Raw genomic sequence first — 23159 nt, 5'->3', positions numbered from 1 at the left:
TTAATTAGTTATTGTTGTGAAAAGGACATTTCCATTCCTTTCCTACATTTCTGCCACTATATTGTTTTGCTTCACTGGATTTTCCGAAATCCTCCAGCATAGGGTTTATATTTCCCTGAAGATTAGTATCTCTTTCACGAATTCTGTCTCTAACCGTTTCATAACTTCCCATTTCCCTTAGTTTTTCAAATTGCAAGTGCAAATTAAAAGTGAGGGTGACGTATGGACTTTGTCTGGCAAGCCGGGAAGAGTTAGGATGTAAACCCACTATATAAAAGGCTTTTCCTCCAAGGCTAAAACTGAAGTTCTTATCTTCAGGATTCTCACTAACCTCAGGATCCCATTTCTTATTATCAAGTTGATGCAAATTATTTAATTGCTTCCATAGCAATTTTTCAAAAGCAATTTCGGAATATTTGGGAGAATCAGGAAATACAGCCATAAATGTTTTAAAATCATTCGATTCAAAATCATAATCGGCAATATAATTTTCAAGGTCTTTTATTAATCTTTTTGAAGATTCTAAAGACCCAAACTCCTTATACGTTTTCAGTTCCACTTTATCCATGCTAAAAACTGTTTTCGCCATTAAGCACGGATGGTCATTTTCAAGTATAAAATTCTCAAAATCCATTTTGATCTTTGCATGATCTGCATTGAAAATGCGTCTTTTCTTTGTATCTGTTATTTGCATTTTATATTCTTTTATCTTTCTACATCTTTCATTAACCAATCTTCAAGTTCTTCATTCGCGTCTTCTGTATGCATAACAGAAATGTCTCCCGTGGCTTCAAAGATCACTGCCCGCACTTCCTTCAATCTAATTACATTGGCTTCCCGTAATTTAGATCTAAGATCCCCTTCACTTACCCGGGCTTTCCTGAGATTTTCATGTAAAATATTGGTCCCATCCATTAGAAGCAATGGTGTATTATCTACCACCTTTTGCACCGGCTTAAAGCGTCTAAGCAGTGCCACTCCTATTTGTAAAATATAAACAGCCCCAAGACCAATGATGCCATCCCAAAGGCTAACACTTTTTGAAAGCACAGTCGTAGCAATCATAGAACCAACAGCTACAGTCATAGCAAAGTCAAAACTGGACATTTTAGAAAAGCTTCTTTTCCCTGCCAGCCTGGTAAAAATGATGACCGCCAGATATATACCACATGCAGTGAGTACTATTGCCAAAAGATCTATTTCTTTAAATACAAACCATTTTTCCATATTCAATTTATTTAGCCGCCTATTATTTCTCCTCCATTAATATGTATAACCTGCCCTGTAATATAGCTACTGTCCCTACTGGCCAGAAACACATAAGCCGGCCCTACTTCACTGGGCTGTCCTGCTCTTTCCATGGGCACATCTTTGCCGAAGTCTGAAATATCATCAAAAGTTGAAGGGATTAGCGGGGTCCAGATAGGTCCCGGCGCAATGGCATTAACACGTATCCCTCTTTTCACAAGCATTTTTGAAAGAGAACGGGTAAAGCTCACTATAGCCCCCTTGGTACTGGAATAGTCCAGTAGATGTTCGCTCCCCCGGTAAGCTGTAACCGAAGTGGTATTAATAATTACAGAAGATTCTTTTAAATGCTCAAGAGCAGCCTTAACAATATAGAAATAAGGATAGATGTTAGTTTTAAATGTTTCCCGGAATTGTTCTGAAGTAATCTCTTCCACTTTTCCCTTTGGAAATTGCATCGCAGCATTGTTCACCAAGATGTCCAGACTTCCTAATTCTTCAATTAGCTTTTGTATAGATGATTTACAAAAATCTTCTTCTTTAAGATCGCCTTCGATTACAAGGCATTTTTGACCTTCAGCTTCCACCAGTTTCTTTGTTTCCAGTGCATCTTCTTCCTCTTCCAGGTAAACGATGGCGACATTTGCACCTTCCCGGGCAAAATGTACAGCCACACTTCGACCTATTCCGCTATCGCCGCCAGTGATAAGGGCATTCCTACCTTTTAACTTATCACTTCCTTTATAGCCATCCCGAATAATCTCCGGTGCCGGGAACATCTTAAATTCATCTCCGGGTTGACGCTGTTCCTGCTCAGGAAATTTTTCAGGCTTGCTCATACGTATAATTTTAAATAAAATATCTAATGACTACTCGACTATAATTTCCAGATTGCATCTTTTCAGATGGAATATCTCCCTGTGATTTTTTTGAATAATCGGTAAATTACAAAGCTTTTGCGCAAAATAAATGTTAAGCAGTCTTAAGCCTTTGCAAATCTTCTTGTTTTTAAGTGCTCGAGTTAAAAAATAGGTCGAATGAATTATTTGAATAAATTTGAATATGAACGATTTTCTAAAAATAGGCCACCGGGGCGCGAAAGGTCACATTGCTGAAAACACCCTGGAAAGTATTCAGAAAGCATTAGATATTGGGATTGATGCCATTGAAATTGATGTTCACAAATGTGCCAGTGGGGAGCTGTGGGTCATTCATGATTTTACTTTGGACCGCACCACCGATGGCAGCGGGGAGATCGCCAAAAAATCTGCAGATGTAATACGGAAATTGAAAGTTGAAGGTCATTATAAAATTCCTTTGCTTACCGAGGTATTAGACTTTATTGAAGGTAAATGTGACATCAACATTGAACTAAAAGGTCTTGACACCGCTGAACCCGTTTGTAAACTCATAAAAGAAAAAGTTGCTTCCGGAAACTGGAAATATTCAGATTTTATTATTTCGAGTTTTCAGAAAAATGAACTCTTCAAGGTTCGCGATAATGATGATCACCTGCCTATTGCCGTACTAAGCAAAGCAAGTGTCCCTGAAGCGATTGAATTAGGCAAACGCCTTAATGCCTGGGCTATTCATCCGTCACTGGGGATAATCACTCGGGACAACACTAAACTCAGTCAGGATGCTGGTTTTAAGGTGAATGTCTGGACCGTTAACGAGCGGGAAGATATTCAGCGAATGATAGATTTTGGTGTGGATGGGATAATTTCAGATTATCCTAACCGCCTGCATAATCCTGTTCTGAACCTCAAAGCCTAAACAAATTTTCTCACTTCCTTATTATCTGCCTATTTTTGCCATTCTATAAATAAGCAAAGGTTGGATACATTCGATATTATAATTGTTGGCGGTGGCGCAGCGGGATTTTTTACGGCTATAAATGCTGCGGAAAATAATCCCGGCCTGAAAATCCTTATTCTAGAACGCGGAAAAGAGGTGCTAACCAAGGTTAGGGTTTCCGGGGGTGGTAGATGCAATGTAACTCATGCCGAATTTATTCCTGCTGAACTGATAAAACGCTATCCTCGCGGAGAAAAAGAACTCCGTGGTCCTTTTCATAAATTTATGACCGGCGACACCATTGCCTGGTTCGAAGATCGCGGAATTGAATTAAAAACCGAGGAAGATGGTCGAATGTTTCCGTTGACCGACAGCTCACAAACTATTATAGACTGCTTTATAAAAGAATGCAAAAGACTGAATATTGAGATTCAAAAGGGACATAGCCTTAAAAATTTTAATAAAGTAAATGATTACTGGGAAATAGAAACAAATTCGGGAAGTTTCAAATCAAAACAGCTTATGCTAGCCACCGGCAGCAATTCCAAAGTATGGAACTTACTGAAAAATATGGGGCATAGCATTGTTCCAGCGGTACCTTCCCTATTTACATTTAATATTGAGGATAAGAGAATTAAAGGGCTTGCGGGAATTGCTTTAGATTCCGAAGTAAAAATTCCTCATGAAAACCTGGAAAGTTCCGGTCCGCTTTTAATTACCCACTGGGGAATGAGTGGCCCCGGAATTTTAAAATTATCGGCCTGGGGAGCGAGACAACTCAATGATTTAAATTATAATTTTAATATTCAGGTGAACTGGATTCCGGGAAAGACTTCAGCAGAAATTTTAGAAGAGCTTAAAGAATTGAAATTTTCACTTTCAAAACAGCAGGTTTCCACCAGACCTCAGTTTGAACTTCCAAAACGGCTCTGGCAAAGTATGGTAGAAACTTCAAAGATCAAGGGTGATGCGAAATGGGCAGATTTGAATAAAGATGAGCTTAAGAAGCTGTCTGAAGAACTTACTTCCGCAGAATTTAAAGTTACCGGGAAAAGCACTTTTAAAGAGGAATTTGTCACTGCCGGCGGAATAGATCTTAAGGAAGTGGATTTTAAAAGCTTTGAAAGCAAGTTTCATCCCGGCCTCTATTTTGCCGGGGAAATTTTAAATATCGACGCTATTACGGGAGGTTTTAATTTTCAGAATGCATGGACCGGGGGATTTTTAGCAGCAAAAGCTATGAGTTCAAACGCCAGATCTCAAAATTAAAAGCGATCGCAAAAAGCACCCATACAGCATAAGGAACTAAAAGATACGCGGCAGGAACACTTACAATTTTAAACCAGCGTATTGTAAAAAGAATCACGATAAAAAGAATGATTATATCTATTAAGGCGATCAAAGGTTTTTGAAGAGCGAAAAAAAGAAGAAACCAGAATCCGTTCAGGAAAAGTTGAAATCCGAAATGATATAAGCCTGTTTTTACCCATTTGTGGTAAAAACCTTTGCTCCATACTATTCCTGCAGCAATTCCCATTAAAACATACATAAGGATCCAGATAGAACTGAAAAGATCTTCTTCTATATGGAACCAGGGTTTTTCAAGACCCGGATACCAACTAGCAATACCGGTTTGTGTGGCCACAGCTCCCATAAAACCGAAGATGAGACATACAAACACCGCTAAAGAACTTCTTATGAACAGTTTTTTAGTCATTATTGGCCGGTTTGATTCACTAAAGTAGCAATTTATTTGAATTGTTTAGGCAAGAATACAGCACATAAAAGTTTAACTTTGGCAAAAATTTTTGAGGATGACCCAACAGGATTTTATTCCCTTTCAGGAAGAAAAAAAAGCTACATCGGGTGAGGTTACCTGGCAATCTCCCAGTAATATTGCCTTAGTGAAATATTGGGGGAAACTGGAAAACCAGATCCCAGCCAATCCATCTATCAGTTTTACTTTAGATCATTGTCGCAGTACCACTACCTTGAAATTCTCACCCAAAAAAGAGATTTCAACTAAAGACAGTTTCGACTTTAAATTCTTTTTTGAAGGAAAAGAAAAAGAAGATTTCAAACCAAAGATCCTTAAGTTTTTTGAGCGAATAGAAACTTACTGCCCGTATTTAAAAGAATACCAGTTTGAGATCTATAGTGAAAATTCATTTCCACACAGCAGCGGTATAGCTTCATCTGCAAGCGGAATGAGCGCTCTTGCACTTTGCGTTATGAGTCTGGAAAGAGAAATATTTCCGGATATCGAAGAAGCATATTTTAATAAAAAAGCTTCTTTTCTGGCCAGACTTGGTTCGGGAAGTGCCAGCCGAAGTATTGAAGGACCTTTAGTTGTTTGGGGAGAACATGAAAATATTAAAAATTCGACTGATCTATACGGAGAAAAATTCCCTTATCAGGTGCACGAGATTTTCAAAAATTATCAGGATAGCATCCTCCTGGTAGATAAAGGGGAAAAACAGGTAAGTAGCACGGTGGGTCATGATTTGATGCACGGGCATCCCTTTGCAGAAGTACGTTTTAAACAGGCTGAAGATAATTTGAGTAAATTGATCCCGGTATTAGAATCTGGGGATCTTTCAGAATTCATTAAAATTGTGGAAAGTGAAGCGCTAAGCCTTCACGCCATGATGATGAGCAGCCAGCCGTATTTTATTTTGATGAAACCAAATACACTGGAGATCATCAACAAAATATGGTCTTATAGAGAAAAGACCGGAATACCGGTTTGTTTCACCCTGGACGCAGGCGCAAACGTGCATGTTCTATACCCTGATAATCACAGGACTGAAATTTTAGAATTCATTAAGAATGAGTTAGTTGTATATTGTCAAAACGGACACTATATTTGCGACCAGGTTGGTGATGGCGCAAAAAAATTGTAAATTTATTTAGTTTTCAGCCCTTTATTACCTGAAAGAATCTAAGAAGCTTATGAAAGGACCTCTATTTTACTCGAAAATCCTTCTCTTTGGAGAGTATGGGATCATTAAAGATTCCAAGGGTTTATCCATACCTTATAATTTTTATAATGGTGCACTTAAACTGGACGAAGATCTAGGAGAAGAGGCTAAGAAATCTAATGAGAACCTTCGAAAGTTCACCGCATATCTGGAAGCACTTCAGGAAAACAATCCTGAATTGGTTCAATTTGACCTGGATTCTTTAAGAAACGATATTTCTAACGGAATGTATTTTGACTCAAGTATCCCTCAGGGTTACGGAGTTGGCAGTAGTGGTGCCCTGGTCGCAGCTATTTATGATAAATATGCAAATGATAAGATCACCGTTCTTGAGAATTTAACCCGGGATAAATTATTAAAGCTGAAAAAGATCTTTGGCGAAATGGAATCTTTTTTCCACGGTAAATCTTCAGGTCTGGACCCGCTTAATTCATATTTAAGTATTCCAATTCTTATTAATTCAAAAGAAAATATCGAGCCTGCCGGAATTCCTTCTCAAACTGAAAACGGTACCGGGGCTGTATTTTTACTGGATAGCGGTATCACAGGAGACACTGCGCCCATGGTAAGTATCTTTATGGAAAACATGAAACAGGAACCTTTCAGAAAAATGCTGAAAGATCAGTTCGTAAAACAAACCGATGCCTGTGTAGATGATTTCTTAAAAGGAGATGTGAAATCTTTATTCACTAACGTTAAGAAACTTTCTCATACTGTTCTGGATAATTTCAAACCTATGATTCCGGCTAAATTCCATAAACTCTGGAAAAACGGAATCGAAACTAACGATTATTATTTAAAACTTTGTGGTTCCGGTGGTGGTGGTTATATCCTTGGATTTACCGAAGATATAGACAAAGCCAGAAAAGCATTGAAAGATTATAATTTAGAAGTAGTATACAACTTCTAAAAACTGCTTATGTCTACTGCCAACAAGCGCTTGCTACTGAAGATATTCAGCCTTTTTTCTGTAGTGAGGGGTTATAATATTCTGGTGGTGGTCATAGCTCAGTATCTTACTTCGGCTTTTATCCTTGCCCACGACAAACCCCTAAGAGAAATATTTTTTGACGCTAATCTTTTCTTTTTAATCTTAGCATCTTCAAGTGTTATAGCTTCAGGATACATCATTAATAATTTCTACGACAGCGAGAAAGACCTCATTAACAGGCCTAAAAAAACCATGCTGGATAGAATTGTAAGTCAGCGCACGAAACTTTCGGTATATTTTATTCTAAATTTCGCGGCGATATTTTTCGCTAGTTATGTTTCTTTCCGCGCCGTTGTTTTCTTTTCGATCTACATTTTCGTGATCTGGTTATACTCTCATCGGCTTAAAAGGATTTTATTCCTTGGAAACCTGGTGGCATCGATCCTTACGATCACTCCGTTTTTTATAATATTTGTTTACTATAAAAATTTTGAAACTGTAATTTTCATACACGCTACTTTTCTCTATTTAATGATCGTAATGCGTGAATTGGTAAAGGATCTGGAAAACATGCAGGGAGATCTGGTTCAGAATTATCATACCATTCCACTAGTCTATGGTGAGAAATGGAGCAAATTCTTTCTGGCAGTTTGTACGGTATTGGCCATTTTCCCAATCTATCTTCTGGTCACAAGATTTGAAACAGGCTATATGAATTATTACTTCTACGCATCTTTTTTATTGCTCATCGTTTTTCTTCTGATGCTTTATTTCAGCAAAGCCAAATGGCAATATCTTTTACTTCACAACATCCTTAAACTCATTATTGTTGCAGGTGTTTTTGGAATTCTATTGATAGATTTTGATGAAGTGCTACAACGTGTTTTTTAGGTAAACCGCTCAGTCTAAAACTTTTCTCAAATACTTGGCTTCCTCATTGTGGATAATGTATCTTTGCAAAAAATTAAGCGATGAGTAGGAACGACAGATCTTCAGGCAAGAATAACAGACCATCAGGTAGCAGAGGTGATAGAACTTCAGGTGGAAAGCAAAGCGGAAGACAGGGCGGTGGATCCATGAAAAAATCTCATGCCCGCGGAAATGCACCCATAAAACCTAAAATGGAGAAGAGTCCGTTGTCTAATACTGAAGGAATTCGCCTTAATAAGTACATCGCTAATTCCGGAGTTTGTTCCCGTCGTGATGCCGATATGTATATTTCAGCAGGAAACGTTACTGTAAATGGCAAAACCATCACCGAGATGGGATACCGAGTAAAGCTGGAAGACGATGTGCGCTTTGACGGAAGAAGACTGAATCCGGAAAAACCAGAATACATCTTACTTAATAAACCAGCCGGATTCTTCGTAACCGGTAATCCTGAAAAAGGTGGAAGAACGGTTATGGAACTTATTTCCAGAGCTACCAGTGCAAAAGTTAGTCCTGTTGGAAGATTGGATAACCAGGCCAAAGGCCTTTTGCTTTTTACCAATGATGGTACTTTAGCCAAAAAACTGGCTAAACCTAAAAACGGAATCAGACAAATTTACCAGGTTACTTTAAATAAGAACCTCAGTAAAGAAGATCTGGAGAACATTGCTAAAGGTGTTTATATTGAAGGATCTAAAGTACTTATCACCAGTATTAGCTTTATTGATGATAAACCTCATAATGAAGTAGGTATAGAACTTTACAGTATTAAAGAGCATATTGTAACCCGCATTTTCAAAAGTTTGGGCTACGAAGTGGAAAGTTTAGATCGTGTGGTTTTTGGCGGACTTACCAAGAAAGATCTAGCTCGTGGAAGACACCGTAATCTTACTCAGCAAGAGGTGATTAACCTTGGGATGCATTAATATTTTTTTTAGGATTTTCATCCTGTTTTTTTATACATTTACCATGTCAAAAACCGAAGCTGGAACGTCAGCTTTTTCGATTTTTATGTAATTGAACAGGATTTCTATTTTTAAGGCTGAAGTCATTTCAGCAGTCAATCTTCAAGGATATCATCAACTAAGTAATTTGGTATCTGGATTCCCTGATTTTATTCTTAACATTAATTTACCAGTCGATTCTTTTGACCCTATAAATTATTCTCTAATTTTTAGCCTTAAATAATTTTAAGAAATTGAACACTAAGTACAGCGATCTAATTGACCAAACTTATTACTTCCCGCAGGAAGAATTCACCCTGGAAGGAGCAGAATTAAAATTCCACGATATAGACCTTATGGAATTGGTAAAGAAATATCGGGCTCCTCTAAAGTTTACCTACCTGCCGAAGATATCTCATAATATCAACCGTGCTAAAGGCTGGTTCAACTCAGCCATTAAAAAACATGATTATAAAGGTACCTACAACTATTGTTACTGCACAAAGAGCTCTCATTTTGAACATGTTTTAAATGAAGCATTAAAGAATGATATTCATATTGAAACTTCTTCCGCCTTCGACATCAATATTGTTGAAAAACTGAAAAAAGCGGGTAAAATTTCAGATGACCGCTGGGTGATTTGCAACGGCTTCAAAAGAGATCAATATGTAGATAATATAAGCAGGTTACTTAATGGGGGGCATAAAAACTGTCTTCCGGTTATTGACAATTATGAAGAACTAGAGCTGCTTTCAGAAAAGATCAATGATAAATTCCAGGTGGGGATTCGTATTGCTTCTGAAGAAGAACCAAAATTCGAATTTTATACCTCAAGATTGGGAATAGGCTATAAAAATATCGTTCCGTTTTATAACAAACAAATAAAAGATAACGATCAGGTAGAATTGAAAATGCTTCACTTTTTCATCAATACCGGAATTCGCGATACCGCCTATTACTGGAACGAGTTGAATAAATGTTTAAAGGTATATATAGCTCTTAAAAGAGTCGCACCACATCTGGACAGTCTGAATATCGGCGGTGGATTCCCGATCAAAAACTCCCTGGCCTTTGAATATGATTATGCATATATGGTTGACGAGATCATTAACCAGATCAAGCTTACCTGTGAAGAAGCTGAAGTAGATGTACCAAATATCTTTACCGAATTTGGAAGTTTTACTGTTGGAGAAAGCGGTGGTGCCATTTATGAAGTTTTATACCAGAAACAGCAGAACGATCGTGAAAAATGGAATATGATCAATTCATCTTTTATAACGACCTTGCCAGACACCTGGGCGATCAGCAAGAAATTTGTGATGCTGGCTGTGAATCGCTGGAATGATGAATATGAAAGAGTTCTTTTAGGCGGTTTAACCTGCGATAGTGACGATTACTATAATTCAGAACAACATACAAATGCCATCTATCTCCCTAAATTCAAAAAAGAAAAACCACTTTATATAGGTTTCTTTAATACCGGAGCATATCAGGATACTATTGGTGGGTTTGGCGGATTACAACACTGCTTAATCCCCCAGCCAAAGCATATTCTAATAGACAGGGATGATAATGGTGAAATAACTACCCGCTTGTTCAGTGAGCAGCAAAATTCTGAAGATATGCTGAGCATTTTGGGTTATGACAGAAACAATTAATTTTTATAACTTTAAAAATCAACTAACTAATCAATTTAATAAGCCATGAGCAAAAAGAATTATGCCGGGATACCCGATAAATACGCTCGTATAGACGAAGCAAAGGTGGTATTGATTCCTGTTCCCTATGATGGGACCAGTACCTGGCAAAAAGGTGCCGATAGAGGCCCTGATGCATTTTTGAATGCCTCCGAAAATATGGAGCTGTTCGATATTGAGACCCGAAGCGAGGTGTATAGACAAGGTATTTACCTGGCACCTCCTGTTACCGAAGATTCTTCTCCGGAAAAAATGGTGGAAGCAGTTTATAAAACTACCAAGAACTACATTAAACAGGACAAGTTCGTCACTTTATTTGGGGGCGAACATTCGATCTCTATTGGTAGCATCAAAGCCTTTAACGAGTCTTTTGAAGATCTTACTGTTGTACAATTAGATGCCCATGCCGATCTTAGACCGGAATATGAAGGCTCTAGTTGTAATCATGCATGTGCTTTACATGAAGCCAGTAAAACTACCAACCTGATACAGATAGGAATTCGTTCTATGGATGTTTCAGAAAACGATCATATGGACGAAAATCAGGTATATTTTGCTCATGACCTATACGAAGACTGGCAGGATGATGCTATTGGACAAATGACGCCCAACGTATTTATTACGATAGATCTTGATGCTTTTGATCCAAGCATTATGCCTTCTACAGGAACTCCGGAACCGGGAGGATTGTTCTGGTATGAGACCCTGGAATTCCTGAAAATGATGTTCAAGAAGAAAAATGTAGTAGGATTTGACATTGTAGAACTTTGCCCGGATAAAAATGAGAAATCATCAGATTTCCTGGCGGCAAAACTTTATTACAAAATGTTGAGCTACAAATTCAAATACCAAAATTTCAACGAAGAAGACGAAGATGAGTAAAGGACAGATATCACAATTTATTGAAAAGTATTATTTACATTTTAATGCAGCTGCACTTGTTGATGCTGCAAAAGATTATGAAAAACAATTAGAGAACGGATCTAAAATGCTGGTCTCCCTCGCCGGTGCGATGAGTACTGCAGAGATCGGGAAGATATTTGCTGAAATGATCCGTCAGGATAAAGTCCATATCATCTCCTGTACCGGGGCAAACCTGGAAGAAGATGTGATGAACCTCGTAGCACACTCACATTATAAAAGAGTTCCTAATTACCGCGATCTTACTCCGCAGGATGAATGGGACCTATTGGAAAAAGGACTGAACCGGGTAACCGATACCTGTATTCCCGAAGAAGAAGCTTTTAGAAGAATTCAGGAGCATATTTTCAAGATCTGGAAAGATGCTGAAGACAAAGGAGAACGTTATTTCCCGCATGAATTCCTGCATAAGCTTTTATTAAGCGGAGTGATGGAAGAGCATTACGAGATAGACCTAAAGGATTCATGGATGTATGCGGCAGCCGAAAAGAACCTACCCATGGTGGTTCCTGGATGGGAAGATTCTACACTTGGAAATATTTTCGCCTCTTATGTAATGAAAGGTGAATTGAAAGCCAGTACGATGAAGTCTGGAATTGAATACATGACGTTCCTTGCCGACTGGTATACTGAAAATTCTAAGGATGGAATTGGATTCTTCCAGATTGGTGGAGGTATTGCCGGTGATTTCCCAATTTGCGTGGTACCAATGTTGTATCAGGACATGGAAAGAACAGACACTCCTTTCTGGAGTTACTTCTGCCAGATTTCAGATTCAACTACCAGTTATGGCTCATATTCGGGAGCAGTTCCTAACGAAAAGATCACCTGGGGTAAATTAGATATTAATACTCCCAAGCATATTATTGAAAGTGACGCAACCATAGTTGCCCCCCTTGTTTTTGCATATCTGCTGGATATGTAATTAACAAATAATTACCTTAAGTTAAAGCTGTTCAGTATTTTCAAATGATTAATATTGAACAGCTTTTTTTATTACCCCCTTTATGAAAAGATTACTACTGCTATCTATTGTAATTTTGCTTTCTCTCAGCTCCTGCCATACTCCGAGTTATACATTTTCAGGAAATTCATCTAATAATTTTAATGCTATAGAAGGAGAATATTTAGTGAATTATATAAATGCTCCAGAAGCGGTGAGAATAGAATTTCAGGATATGCTGCTTGATAAATTGCCTACCAATACCGTCCTGGCAGAAAATGCTCCTATTTCAATATTCCCCACGAAAATTCCAGAAAACCCTGATACCGAATTGATAGGTCAGATTGCTAAGTCTACCGGCGAATTTGATTACCTTATCAATGTGAATGCAAATGTGAAAAATGATAATATCGGGTCCATGCAAATTGGAAATCTTGATCCTTCAGCGAAAAATGAAACCTTCGTAGCATTAGAAATTTTCGATCTTAATAATCCGGGAACCATTTTCTATACAAACGTAAGAGCTTTTTTAAATGACCGGGATGATTCCATGGATTTTTCATTTGCGGTAGATGCCAATACCATGCTTAAAAAAAGTTTGAAAAAAATTTTAAAACGAATCGATAACATCAACTAATGGAGAACTGGCCAATTTTTGCTATTGGATTTTTAGCTCAATTATTATTTTCGGCCAGGCTCATCTCGCAATGGTTCCTTTCTGAAAAATCTAAAAAAGTTGAAACACCGGTACTTTTCTGGAAACTCAGTTTGCTCGCTTCCATCCTGCTTTTTACCTATGGATATCTGCGTGAAGACCTGGCAATTATGCTCGGACAGTTTTTGATCTATGGTATTTACTGGCGTAACCTCAGCCTAATGGATGAGTGGCACAAAAGAAATCTCCTTTTTAAAATTTTGATCATTGCTTTCCCCATTGGAATAACCGCGTATATCATCTTCTTCGGAACCTTAAAATGGTCTGATCTATTTACTTCTGAAAACATCTCAGGATGGCTGATTGCTTTGGGAATTTTAGCCCAGATAATTTATACCTCAAGATTTTTCTATCAATGGTATCATTCTGAACAGACTCAGGAATCCTCGCTACCTATGGGGTTCTGGATTTTGAGTCTTATAGGTTCTTCCCTGCTCTTCACCTACGGAATATTCAGGCAGGACCCTGTTCTAATCGCAGCGCATTTCTTTGGCGCAATTATTTATATGAGGGATATGTATCTTTTAAAAAATTCAGATGCTCAGGTAGGTGAAAAAATAAAATCTTAGGAAGTAATTTGAGCTTCATTTCTGGTTTTCAATTCAACTATCATAAAGCTGAGGACCGCAATATATTCCAATGCCACCAGCCACAAACTCTCCTGGTACTCAGGATTGGAATAAGCGTAATAAGTGAGCATAACCAGAACGCTCCACACAATTACATACTTCAACTCTGTAAACACGCTTAAAAATAACGGAATTGCCAGATACCATGGATGAACCGTCGTGGAAAGCAGCAAATATGCTGTGATCGCAAAAAGCATATTGATTAATAGCTGTTTTGTATTTTGATATTTCCTAAAGAAGCTTAATCCCAGAATAATTAAAACTGTAATAACTGGAAGAACCTTACCTACGGTTTCAATGATATTATATCCCTTTACCTGAAATCCTACCCACCTTATGATATAATAAATACTGGCATTGAATTCAAATTTCCCGAACCATAAACCTACACTACTAAAGAAATTCGAAACCACTTCCGCAGAATGAAATGGAAGAAATGACACCAGTACCGTAGAAATACACAGAAAGTAATAAAACAAGAGTTTCCAGAAGTTCAATTTCTCTTTGGCGCCATTGAAATACCTGAATAGCAAGGGTAGAAAAATCAGTGGTAATAGTTTTATAGAAACAGATAATCCAAGCAAAACCGAACTCCAAAACCACTTCCCTTTATGTAATAAATAAATAGAAAGAACTAGAAAGAATACCATCACCGATTCAAAATGGAGATTTCCGGTCATTTCTATGATCACAAAAGGATTAAGGATATACCAGAATATCTGGTACTCAGGTAAGTCCATCGACTTGAGTAACTTTCTACCAAAAATCAGTGTCCCGATATCGGCCAGAATTATTACTAATCTCAAAATAACCACCGATCCTAAAATACTCGAAGAAGAAATCCAGCCGGAAATGGCAAATATCAACTGGTTCAATGGAGGATAATTTGAATAGTGTCTCGCACTTAACCTTCCCATTCCCGCAATCAATTCTCTAGACTGAGAAATACTGAAATTTTGAATTTCAATAAGCTCATTTGGAATATACTGATAGGGATTCCAGCCCTCGGCTATTAAGCGTCCATCCCAGATAAACCTGAAGTAATCCTGGGAAAGATTAGGCAAGGCTAATAAAAAGATCATCCGAAATATTATAGCCAGGGCAATAAGAAAGCGCAGATCTGTTTTAAGCAGCTGGATCAGTTTAAAACTCAGAAAGCAAACAGCTCCATATAAAGTGATGAGTCTAAAAAAGTCTGTGCGTTCCAATCCATATCCAAAAGAGAAATAAAAAAGGGCACATGAAAGTGCCAGCAAAATTGGAATCTTATAAAGTTTAAACAGTTTTATATCCATTTAAGAGCAATAGGCTTTCCGCTAAAGTAAAAAAATTTATGCTCTCAGACTTTTAAAGAAAACAAAGCCGAATCCCGTGAACAGCATTAAATGAAAGATTAACAGACCGAAATCATTTAGTTGGAAAGCACTCCAGATGGCAAAACCAAAATAAAGGAACAAAAGCCCTTCAATGATCACATTTTTTGAAAAACGATTGGTCAAGTAACTATTCCCTTTCCAGGAATCCTTGATCGAACTAATATTAAATTTTGGCGTCCTGATAAATTCAGATTTCTTTCCAAAATGACCTTCTAATACGGCGAGAGTATTATGAACTGAAAAACCCATCGCAATAGAAAAGAAAGTGATGAACATTCCTACAAATTTGAAAAAGCTTTTAATTCCTTTCCCGTGGATCTTCGCATAAGCCACATAATAACAGGCAAAGAAGATCAAGGTACTTATTGCAAAACCAGCAAGCACATTAAAATACCATGAAAATGCCGGATTATTATTTTTAATATATAAAACAGGAACACTTAGCACTGCCAGTAAGAGTACGATCAAAAACATACTGGAATTCAACAAATGAAAAAAACCATGGAATTTTGTACTAAATGAAACTGACCTGTCTCTAAATAGTTTTCCGTAATTCTTTCTGAAATTCTCCGCCGCTCCCTTATTCCATCGAAACTGCTGACTCCTTGCAGCGCTTATTACAACTGGTAGTTCAGCGGGAGTTTCCACATTCTCCAGATATTTGAATTCCCAGTTTTTCATCTGGGCCCGATAACTAAGGTCAAGATCTTCAGTTAACGTATCTCCACTCCAGTTCCCGGCATCGAGGATACATTCTTTTCGCCAGATCCCTGCTGTCCCATTGAAATTGATAAAATTCCGACCGAAATTCCTTCCGGTCTGTTCCAGGATAAAATGAAAATCAAGTGCAAATGCCTGAATTTTGGTAAGTAGTGAATAGTTACGGTTAAGATGACCCCAGCGGGTTTGTACCACTCCTATTTTCGGATTCTTGAAATAAGGCAGCGTTTGCATTAACCAGTTCTTCCCGGGAACAAAATCTGAATCGAAAACAGCTACAAATTCACCTTTGGCTATTTTCAAACCTTCTTTTAAAGCTCCGGCTTTAAACCCGGTTCTATTTTCTCTTCTTATATGCTGGATATCAAGTCCCGAGTTTTGAAGCTCCCTGATAATCTCTGACGTTTTTTCAACTGAATGATCTGTAGAATCATCCAGCACCTGTATTTCCAGTTTGTCTTTTGGATAGTTGATCTTTCCTATATTTTTCAGGAGTCTTTCCACCACGTAATATTCATTGTAAAGTGGAAGCTGAATAGTAACAAAGGGCAACTGATGAATCGAAAAATCAAATTTTTCCGCATCGTCAGTATTTTTGGTCGCCCTTAAATAATTGATCAGTAAATGTAGCTGGGAAAGGCTGTAAATGAATATAACGAGTAAGGCTAGAGTATAAAGTATGATTACCGCTAAATCTATCATTTAAAACTATATTTAAAAATCCAACCAAGAATCTTCACGCCTGCAAAGATAGCACCTTTGATTGTTCCTGAAACTTTTGACACGCCAATCCTGTTTTTGTAATGTACCGGCACCTCAGCATAACTTAAGTTTTGTCGTAAAGCCTTTAACTGCATTTCAACCGTCCAGCCATAAGTTTTGTCCTGCATTTCCAGCTGTAGTAATTTTTCATACTTAATAGCTCTAAAAGGACCCAGATCTGTATACCTGGAATTGAAGAGTAATTTCATCAATGTAGTGGCCAGTTTGTTTCCGAATCTCTGCGGAAAGGTCATGGAACCTTTTTCTCTCCACTTACTAACTCTTGCTCCAACTACAAAATCTTTATTTTCTTTTATAATTGGATCCAGGATCTTAGGCATCTCTTCAGGATAATCTGAATAATCTCCATCAAGAAATACAATAATATCAGGTTTTTGATCCTGTTTAGCGATATAGTCCATGCCCTTTAAGCAGGCATAACCATATCCTTTTTGGGTTTCAGAAAGCACCGTAGCACCGGCATTTTTGGCATTTTGCTCCGTATCATCGGTTGAATTATTGCTTACCACGATCACCTCACCCACAAAATCTGGAATATCACCGATCACATGAGAAATCGAATCGGCTTCATTAAATGCAGGAATAATTACCTTGATCACAGGTGGCACTGGGGTATGCAAAATTCAGAATTTAAATAGGAAGTGCGAAAATAAGCTATTTCCTTACAATTTATTTGCTCTTTTGGTTGATCAGGTCCAGAAGATCTACATTATCGCCCAGAATAGCATCTTCAGAATCTATCCTGTTCTTTTGCGATCCATTTTCGAGTTTTAAAACTCCTCTTGGGCAAACTGCTGAACAAATTCCGCAGCCCACACAACTTGATCTAACGATGTTCTGACCTTTCTGAGCATAGGCTCTTACATCGATTCCCATTTCACAATAGGTAGAACAATTTCCGCAGGAAATACATTGTCCGCCATTAGTGGTAATTCTGAATTTAGAGAACAATCTTTGCTGCATTCCAAGAATGGCCGCCATTGGGCAGCCAAATCTACACCAAACTCTATTTCCGAAAATGGGATAAAAACCAGTTCCTATTACTCCACTAAATATAGCTCCGATCAAAAATCCATATGAAGCACGCAAAGTTTCAGCATTAAAAAGGAAAAGATTACTACCACTCATATAATGAAACCCGATCAAAGACAGGGTAATCACCAAATAACCAATGGCGCCATACCTGGCATCTTTTTCAAGCTCTTCTCTTTTAAAATACCAGATCCCGGCAAAAAGTAAGCTTAGAAACACCCCAACTCCAATAAGAAAAACATCCCTGGTCAACCAGTATTTGGAAGCATCTTCACCTAAATAAGAATAGATCACCGCGGTGGTCATCAAGACTACGAAAACCAATACGCTATGCACCACCCATCTTTCCACTTTCCAGGCAAACTGACTCTTGTCAGATAAATGCCGGTAAGGATCTCCGGCAGTTTCTGCCAATCCGCCACAACCACAAACCCAGCTGCAATACCAGCGTTTACCATATTTATAAGTTAAAATAGGGGTAATTATAAAAATTGAAGCAATACCGAAGAGCAATAACGCAATCCCAATTGTGCCGGAAGAAATAAAATCATCGACACGATATTGTTCAAAATTGTAATAATTAAGTGGCCATATATTTTTCAGATCATAATATGGAAGTGAAAAGCCTTTCCCATTTAAACGAGCCATAAATTCAGGAATAAGGAAAGCAAAAGCGGTTTGAAAGAACATCACCGAAAATGTCCTGATCTTCTCATAGCGATTATGGCGATATTTCCAGAGGAACTTTACTCCAAAGGCCAGGATCGCAATGGTATAAAGGGTGCCATACACGAACCATTGACTGGCGGGATTTCCACTTAACAACTTACTCAAGGGATCAAAGAGGGCAATTAAACCTGTGTTGGCACCTTCAGCCCTTAAACCTATATATTCCGGATAGAAATAAAGTATAACATAGAATCCAGTAAGCGCAATACCAGCGAGCCAGGCTAGATAACCTCTGCTGGTCATGGATTTGAACCAAACCCCGTCATTTTTAATTCCGGGATGTTTATCTGAGTAAGAAGCCCTGGCAAACCAAACGATTCCTGCGAAAATGGAGATGAGTGATATACTTAACCAAAGGCTTTTGTTTGGAAAATTAATATTAAAAGAAGCCAGCAGTAAAATAAAAAGTCCGGAAATTCCTAAAAAGGTCGCGATCTTTTGTTGTGCATTGATCGCTTTTGGAGCGTCTCCGGTTAGCGACATATTATGTTCAATTCTGCTCATTTTTATGCTTCCTGTAGGTTATTTTTAAAACTTTTAAAGATCTCTTTTTCGTGACGATCATAAAATTCCGGATCGAAATTCGCCAATTTCAGGTTGGCAAGAACATGATCTATTTTACGATTTTCATTTAGCCAAAGGTCAAATATTTCCTGTCTCATTCTTATCCCGAAAGTATTGATCCCTAAAAACTCTCTGCTTTCAGAGTTATAGGAAATAGTTATAGCTTTTAATCCGGACTCATGTTGCCAGTGAAAATGCTGCTCTTTAGCTTTTGGTACTGGCCACACCCAGCCATAAGTTTGATATTCTATATCAAAGAATTTTGCGGAGTTAAACCAGTTTCCGGGTTGATAGGCCGTTCGAGTTCCGGTAAGTGTTTGAGCCAGTGTTTCCCCCATGATCCTGCCGGTATACCACACGGCTTCCACAGGATTTCTTAAACCAACGGCTGTTCTTTGCTGGGCGCAATCTCCAATGGAATAAACATCAGGGATATTGGTTTCCAGATATTCGTTCACTAAAATTCCCCGATCAGTCTCAAGGTTTGAATCTTTAAGGAAATCTATATTCGGTTTTACCCCGGCGCAGAGGCCTACTAATTGACATTCTATCTCTTCTCCATCTTTTGTGGTTACTGCTTTAACTCTTCCATTTTCGTCTGAAAGAATCTTATCCGGCTCCACATTATGCCTCAGGTCTACTCCGTGAGATCGAATATGTTTAGAGATCATTTTAGCTTCCGGCAGCGGCAGAATATTATTCCAAAACGCTTGCTCCCTTACCAGGAAGGTGACTTCTATTTTTCGTGTTCTGAGCATTTCTGCCATCTCAACGCCAATAAGTCCACCACCCACAATGACCGCTTTTTTAGTATGTGCGGTATTTTCTTCAAGTTCAATAAGGTCCTGTTTTGTAACTAAGCCCTGGACTCCTTTCAGATCCTGCCCTTCCCATCCAAATTTGTTATAAACAGAGCCAGTTGCGATCACCAGCTTATCGTATTTCAAGGGCTCACCCAAAGAAAATATCAATTCCTTTTTCTCGAAATTGATCTTTTCTACCCAGGCTTTCTTCAGCTCAATTCTATTCTTCTCCCAGAACCAGTCTTCATATGGTTTTAAATGATCCCACTTCATATGACCCATATAAACATACATCAAGGCTGTACGGGAAAAAAAGTAATCTGATTCCCCTGAAATTACGGTGATCCTGTGATCGGAACATTTCCGAATATGCCTTGCCGCAGTGATCCCAGAAATTCCGTTTCCAATAATTACAATATGCTCCATTAATTTTCAATAACCCGGCAGAAGTCCAGATAGTGGTTCAGTAAATTAAGCAGAAAAAATAAGGAATAGCAAGATAAGCCCGGATTAAATTGGTTTCTCAAAATTTCCGGGGAAATAACCAAAGAATGATTCGATCAGTCCTTAAATTTAACTTATTTTATATCCCTTGTGATCCGAAATTTTACTTTTCAATAATTGTAAAATAAGAATATTTCAATAGTCAGAATAGAATTTAAAAAAATCAATAATTATATGGATTTTGCAGATCCCCTGGTTTATGGAGTTCCTTGCTTTATAGCATTAATATTACTGGAGTTTTCTTATAGCCAACATAACAAACATAATGATTTATATGCCTGGAAAGATTTCATGGCCAGCGGATCTATGGGAATAGCTACGGCAATTTTATCCCCTTTGCTTAAGGTGGTTTTCATGATATTATTATTTGAGGGGGTTTATTCCATCTTCAACCCGGTTATTAATGGAGAACATATTAATATTTTAGGGTATAAATCTTTTGGATATGAATGGTATGCCTGGGCTTTATGCATGCTGGGAGACGATTTTGCTTACTACTGGTACCATAGAGCCAACCATGAAATAAGGCTTTTTTGGGCAGCCTATATTGTGCATCACTCTTCAGATAACTTTAATTTAGGAACGGGTATCAGAAACGGATTGTTCACCCATTTCTACAAACCCTTTTTTTACATCTGGTTACCGGCAGTAGGTTTTCCGGTTGAAATGATCCTGGTTTGCCTGGCTATAGAATCCCTATGGCAATTCCAGCTGCATTCTCAGTATATTCCTAAACTTGGTTTTCTGGAGAAATTTCTGAATACACATACGATGCACCAGGTTCATCATTCCCGGAACGTGGAATATCTGGATAAAAACCATGGAGGTTTTCTTAATATTTTCGATAGATTATTTGGCACCTGGAAAGAGCTCGATACTAAGATCGAAACTAAGTATGGCGTTACTCATTCTCCCAATTCCTATAACCCGGTGATCATTCTTACCCATGAATTTAAAGATATCTGGAGGGATGTAAAGAATGCCAAGGGTTTCAAAGAGAAGTTCATGTATGTATTCGGACCCCCTGGCTGGAGTCCAGATGGCAGTACATTAACGGTGAAGCAGCAGCAACGTCGCCTTTTGAAAAATCAGAAATCAAAGTAGGCTTCATTTTTTCCTAGACATTTCTGAACTAAAACCTATCTTCAATATTTTATAATCGGTAGGCCCGGTAAACTGTTTCAACCTGATAATTTCGGAAAAAAGTATGACGCTTATTCAAATTTATAAGGGATGCTTAATAATGTTCAGCTTCTTCCTGCTGAATTCCTGTGCCGCAAACTCTGAAAATTTTAAATTAAATGGAATCAGCCTTGTGGCCTCACGCGATAGCATTACTGAAGATCAGGTTAGCAAGATTGTAGAAGTAAATGCCAATTCCGTTGCCCTTATGCCGTATGCTTTTATGCGAGAAAAATCAGATCCAGAACTTATCTATAATATCGAAAGGCAATGGTTTGGAGAAAGGCTTGAAGGGATTGAGCATACGATCATGCACTTAAAAAGTCAGAATTTAAGAATTATGATGAAGCCCCATATTTGGCTGAGAAACGGGGATTTTACCGGCGACCTTAAATTTTCTTCTGAAGCTGAATGGGAAAAATTTGAGACTTCTTATAGAAAGTATTTGATGTTATATGCGGAGTTATCAGAGAAACATCATTTGGAGATCTTATGTATTGGTACCGAACTCTACAATTTTGTTAAAGAGAGACCGGAATTCTGGAATTTATTGATCAGCGATATTAGAAAAATTTACAAAGGGAAACTTGTGTATGCTGAAAACTGGGATAAAGTTGATCAGGTAGATATTTGGGATAAAATCGATTTTATTGGTGTTGATGCCTATTTCCCATTAAGTGATCAAGTATCTCCTTCGGAAGACGAGATTGTTGAAGGTTGGCAAAAACATAAATCAATGCTGGAAGACCTATCTTCAGAATATGACAAACCTATACTTTTTACTGAATATGGGTATAGAAGCATGGATCACGCATTAAAAGAACCCTGGAATTCAAATAGAGATATTTCAGAACCAAACCATAATCTACAAGCCAGAGCGCTTAAAATTTTATATGAAGAATTCTGGACGAATAACTGGTTTGCCGGTGGATATCTTTGGAAATGGGATCAACACGAAGGATCAGGTGGATTGGAAAATGATCGTTTCACCCCGCAGAATAAACCTGCAGAGAATATGATAAAGGAATATTACCGAAAATTCAGGAACTGATCCTCTTGTAGTAGTGGTTGTAGAGTTCATCGGCAGAAGCTCCAAGCCTGCGCTTCCAGTAAATTTCAGCAAAAAGCAATTGTGTATTCCAGATTCCCATTTTCTCGTAGAGTCGCGCTGAAGTTGTGATCCAGCTTTTTATCACCGTGAAATTCCCACTTTCATAAATTCTTTTTATAAACTCGTTGTCTTCATAAACCTGATAAGATTCATCAAAGCCGCCAAGTTCATTAAAAAGTTCTTTGGTTACAAATAAAGACTGGTCTCCACCACGACAGGAAATATGGTTGATCTTTGTAAAAAACCCCATTAGATTGAGCCACCAGTGATCTTTATCAAATTTCATTTGAAAACATCCGGCTTTATCACCATTGTTGACTTTGTCAATAATAAGAGCATCAAAGTTTTTGGGAGGAAAACTATCGGCATGTAAAAAATAGAGAATCTCTGTTTTAGCTAATCTGGCGCCAGTATTCATCTGAACAGCACGTCCTTTTTCAGAAGGTACATAAAATACTTTGGGATGATCTTTAGCAATTTTTGATGTATTATCCGTGCTTCCACCATCTACTATTATTATTTCGGAAATATCGCCGGAAGAAGATACTTCCAGATGCTTTAAAAGCACCGGAAGCTGTTTCTCCTCATTATATGCCGGAATAATAATGCTAATCATAAA

Annotated in this window: 23 protein-coding genes; 13 read left to right on the top strand and 10 right to left on the bottom strand. The window is 38.0% G+C overall.

Features of this window, described 5'->3' with window-relative positions; all coding sequences use genetic code 11:
- Window positions 1-4 precede the first annotated feature (4 nt).
- From gntA to LGQ90_RS13395, 3 genes are read right to left on the bottom strand one after another with little or no spacing between them, the layout of a single operon-like run.
- Complete coding sequence (gntA, locus tag LGQ90_RS13405) at window positions 5-694, bottom strand: guanitoxin biosynthesis heme-dependent pre-guanitoxin N-hydroxylase GntA (protein WP_229341731.1); 690 nt, start codon at window positions 692-694, stop codon at window positions 5-7.
- 11 nt (window positions 695-705) lie between these two features.
- A complete protein-coding gene (locus tag LGQ90_RS13400) occupies window positions 706-1227 on the bottom strand; it encodes a DUF421 domain-containing protein (protein ID WP_229341730.1) in 522 nt (173 codons plus the stop codon).
- 11 nt (window positions 1228-1238) lie between these two features.
- The gene (locus LGQ90_RS13395; protein ID WP_229341729.1) at window positions 1239-2087 is read right to left on the bottom strand and encodes an SDR family oxidoreductase; all 849 of its coding nucleotides are present in this window, start codon (window positions 2085-2087) and stop codon (window positions 1239-1241) included.
- Between the two features lie 223 nt (window positions 2088-2310).
- On the opposite strand from LGQ90_RS13395, the gene LGQ90_RS13390 reads away from it, so the two are divergent.
- Both LGQ90_RS13390 and LGQ90_RS13385 read left to right on the top strand, forming a co-directional pair.
- Window positions 2311-3024: a glycerophosphodiester phosphodiesterase gene (locus tag LGQ90_RS13390; protein ID WP_229341727.1), complete on the top strand. Its 714-nt coding sequence runs from the start codon at window positions 2311-2313 to the stop codon at window positions 3022-3024.
- A 60-nt stretch (window positions 3025-3084) separates the two neighbouring features.
- Entirely contained in the window at window positions 3085-4314 is a 1230-nt protein-coding gene (locus tag LGQ90_RS13385; RefSeq protein WP_229341725.1) for a BaiN/RdsA family NAD(P)/FAD-dependent oxidoreductase, read from the top strand.
- On the opposite strand, the gene LGQ90_RS13380 is transcribed toward LGQ90_RS13385, so the two are convergent.
- Window positions 4283-4762 (bottom strand): TspO/MBR family protein, encoded by a 480-nt coding sequence (locus tag LGQ90_RS13380; protein ID WP_229341722.1) that lies wholly within the window; start codon window positions 4760-4762, stop codon window positions 4283-4285. The two genes, LGQ90_RS13385 and LGQ90_RS13380, sit on opposite strands and share 32 nt — an antisense overlap.
- Window positions 4763-4859: 97 nt before the next feature.
- On the opposite strand from LGQ90_RS13380, the gene LGQ90_RS13375 reads away from it, so the two are divergent.
- The 9 genes from LGQ90_RS13375 to LGQ90_RS13335 all read left to right on the top strand — a co-directional run bounded on the left by LGQ90_RS13375 (window position 4860) and on the right by LGQ90_RS13335 (window position 13676).
- Window positions 4860-5948: a diphosphomevalonate decarboxylase gene (locus LGQ90_RS13375; RefSeq protein WP_229341720.1), complete on the top strand. Its 1089-nt coding sequence runs from the start codon at window positions 4860-4862 to the stop codon at window positions 5946-5948.
- A 49-nt stretch (window positions 5949-5997) separates the two neighbouring features.
- Window positions 5998-6936, top strand: a complete 939-nt coding sequence (locus LGQ90_RS13370; protein WP_229341718.1) for a mevalonate kinase family protein — start codon at window positions 5998-6000, stop codon at window positions 6934-6936.
- Window positions 6937-6945: 9 nt separating this feature from the next.
- Entirely contained in the window at window positions 6946-7848 is a 903-nt protein-coding gene (locus LGQ90_RS13365) for a geranylgeranylglycerol-phosphate geranylgeranyltransferase (protein ID WP_229341716.1), read from the top strand.
- Between the two features lie 80 nt (window positions 7849-7928).
- Window positions 7929-8813 (top strand): pseudouridine synthase, encoded by an 885-nt coding sequence (locus tag LGQ90_RS13360; protein WP_229341714.1) that lies wholly within the window; start codon window positions 7929-7931, stop codon window positions 8811-8813.
- 272 nt (window positions 8814-9085) lie between these two features.
- Window positions 9086-10489 carry an arginine decarboxylase gene (locus tag LGQ90_RS13355; protein ID WP_229341713.1) on the top strand — a complete coding sequence of 468 codons (1404 nt, stop codon included), beginning with the start codon at window positions 9086-9088 and terminating at the stop codon, window positions 10487-10489.
- Between the two features lie 45 nt (window positions 10490-10534).
- Entirely contained in the window at window positions 10535-11410 is an 876-nt protein-coding gene (speB, locus tag LGQ90_RS13350) for an agmatinase (protein WP_229341712.1), read from the top strand.
- Entirely contained in the window at window positions 11403-12374 is a 972-nt protein-coding gene (locus LGQ90_RS13345) for a deoxyhypusine synthase family protein (RefSeq protein WP_229341711.1), read from the top strand. The genes speB and LGQ90_RS13345 overlap by 8 nt, the downstream gene beginning before the upstream one ends.
- Before the next feature lie 82 nt (window positions 12375-12456).
- Window positions 12457-13029, top strand: a complete 573-nt coding sequence (locus LGQ90_RS13340) for a hypothetical protein (RefSeq protein ID WP_229341710.1) — start codon at window positions 12457-12459, stop codon at window positions 13027-13029.
- Window positions 13029-13676, top strand: a complete 648-nt coding sequence (locus tag LGQ90_RS13335) for a lipid-A-disaccharide synthase N-terminal domain-containing protein (RefSeq protein ID WP_229341709.1) — start codon at window positions 13029-13031, stop codon at window positions 13674-13676. The genes LGQ90_RS13340 and LGQ90_RS13335 overlap by 1 nt, the downstream gene beginning before the upstream one ends.
- On the opposite strand, the gene LGQ90_RS13330 is transcribed toward LGQ90_RS13335, so the two are convergent.
- The 5 genes from LGQ90_RS13330 to LGQ90_RS13310 are packed head-to-tail and all read right to left on the bottom strand — an operon-like array spanning window position 13673 to window position 20169.
- The gene (locus tag LGQ90_RS13330; protein WP_229341708.1) at window positions 13673-15031 is read right to left on the bottom strand and encodes an MptA/MptB family glycosyltransferase; all 1359 of its coding nucleotides are present in this window, start codon (window positions 15029-15031) and stop codon (window positions 13673-13675) included. The two genes, LGQ90_RS13335 and LGQ90_RS13330, sit on opposite strands and share 4 nt — an antisense overlap.
- A 36-nt stretch (window positions 15032-15067) precedes the next feature.
- On the bottom strand, window positions 15068-16534 hold the full coding sequence (locus tag LGQ90_RS13325; protein ID WP_229341707.1) for a cellulose synthase family protein: 1467 nt from the start codon (window positions 16532-16534) through the stop codon (window positions 15068-15070).
- Window positions 16531-17235, bottom strand: a complete 705-nt coding sequence (locus tag LGQ90_RS13320; RefSeq protein ID WP_229341706.1) for a glycosyltransferase family 2 protein — start codon at window positions 17233-17235, stop codon at window positions 16531-16533. The genes LGQ90_RS13325 and LGQ90_RS13320 overlap by 4 nt, the downstream gene beginning before the upstream one ends.
- Window positions 17236-17284: 49 nt before the next feature.
- A complete protein-coding gene (locus tag LGQ90_RS13315; protein WP_229341704.1) occupies window positions 17285-18880 on the bottom strand; it encodes a 4Fe-4S binding protein in 1596 nt (531 codons plus the stop codon).
- Window positions 18881-18882: 2 nt separating this feature from the next.
- Window positions 18883-20169 carry an NAD(P)/FAD-dependent oxidoreductase gene (locus LGQ90_RS13310; RefSeq protein WP_229341702.1) on the bottom strand — a complete coding sequence of 429 codons (1287 nt, stop codon included), beginning with the start codon at window positions 20167-20169 and terminating at the stop codon, window positions 18883-18885.
- 252 nt (window positions 20170-20421) lie between these two features.
- On the opposite strand from LGQ90_RS13310, the gene LGQ90_RS13305 reads away from it, so the two are divergent.
- Both LGQ90_RS13305 and LGQ90_RS13300 read left to right on the top strand, forming a co-directional pair.
- On the top strand, window positions 20422-21351 hold the full coding sequence (locus tag LGQ90_RS13305) for a sterol desaturase family protein (RefSeq protein ID WP_229341700.1): 930 nt from the start codon (window positions 20422-20424) through the stop codon (window positions 21349-21351).
- 103 nt (window positions 21352-21454) lie between these two features.
- Window positions 21455-22480, top strand: a complete 1026-nt coding sequence (locus LGQ90_RS13300; RefSeq protein ID WP_229341698.1) for a glycoside hydrolase family 113 — start codon at window positions 21455-21457, stop codon at window positions 22478-22480.
- Here the strand turns inward: LGQ90_RS13300 and LGQ90_RS13295 are convergent.
- The gene (locus LGQ90_RS13295; protein WP_229341696.1) at window positions 22470-23156 is read right to left on the bottom strand and encodes a TIGR04283 family arsenosugar biosynthesis glycosyltransferase; all 687 of its coding nucleotides are present in this window, start codon (window positions 23154-23156) and stop codon (window positions 22470-22472) included. The two genes, LGQ90_RS13300 and LGQ90_RS13295, sit on opposite strands and share 11 nt — an antisense overlap.
- Window positions 23157-23159: the final 3 nt, after the last annotated feature.

Source organism: Christiangramia sediminis (assembly GCF_020552705.1).
Lineage (GTDB): Bacteria > Bacteroidota > Bacteroidia > Flavobacteriales > Flavobacteriaceae > Christiangramia > Christiangramia sediminis.
Note: the sequence above shows the minus strand (reverse complement) of the source record. Positions and strands in the feature narration are given on the sequence as shown.